This window comes from Winogradskyella psychrotolerans RS-3 (genome assembly GCF_000427335.1).
In the GTDB taxonomy this organism is placed as follows: domain Bacteria; phylum Bacteroidota; class Bacteroidia; order Flavobacteriales; family Flavobacteriaceae; genus Winogradskyella; species Winogradskyella psychrotolerans.
Window position 1 is genome coordinate 1 of sequence record NZ_ATMR01000100.1, and the last position, 892, is coordinate 892.

Consider the following 892-nt stretch of genomic DNA (forward strand, 5'->3'; position numbering starts at 1 on the left):
TGTTTTCGCCATCAGGAGGTGAAACGAATGGCCAAATAAATCACTGGGTAAATAAATGGCAGAATCACATCGGCTTTAGCCACCGGGCTGCTTTTTATTTTCTACCTCAGGTCATGCTTTCCGCAAGACCTGAGGTAGAAAGTTATTATTCTCCGCCCATTAAGTCAGATTTTGTCTGGGCTTTTGATTGTTTGATTCTATAATTTAAGGTAAGGTTGATTTGCCTTTTTCTTGGAAATACATCGCCAACAGTCGTAAATCCTGGTCCTTCGAATATGTAACGGTTTCTTCTGGAATTAAACACGTCCAAAACATTAAAAATCAATGTGCCCCTTCCCTTCATTATATCTTTACTTGCTGACAGGTCCATAAAGGCTGTGGCTTTTTGTACTCCTTGGGCTACTTTTCTTCTTCCTTCATAATTTCCTCGAACTTGAAGGTCCAAGCCATTGGCAAAAGTAAATCTGGAGGTAAGCCTGGTGAACCAGGAATAGGTGTCTGCAGTATAGGTGTCTAGAACATTACTTCCGTCAATTTTGGCATAGAATAAATTAAAGTTGGCATCTAATTTCCACCACTCTACGGGGATATAATCAGTAGTGAATTCAAAGCCCATGGATTTCTCGCCAATGAGGTTTTCAGGAAGGGTTGTTGAGTTTCCTTCTGCATCTACACTTCTTATCCTTTCGATTTTATCTTTTGTATCCCTGTAGTAAACAGTTGAAAATATGGACCCCTTGTCCATGTATTTAATATGCCCTAATTCAAAGGCATCTGTATATTCAGGATTAAGGTCAGGGTTTCCACTGAAAAAATTACGAGCATCAGAAAGGGTCATAAAAGGACTTAGGTCGTTGTAAACCGGCCTTCTAATCCTTCTGCTGTAACTCAC

The 892-nt window shown here is 39.9% G+C and carries 1 protein-coding gene; it reads right to left on the reverse strand.

Going from position 1 to position 892, the window contains the following annotated elements; translation table 11 throughout:
* Positions 1-145 precede the first annotated feature (145 nt).
* Positions 146-892 (reverse strand): outer membrane beta-barrel family protein (locus ADIWIN_RS10515; RefSeq protein ID WP_040756992.1); only part of this gene is annotated, 747 nt, incomplete at its 5' end.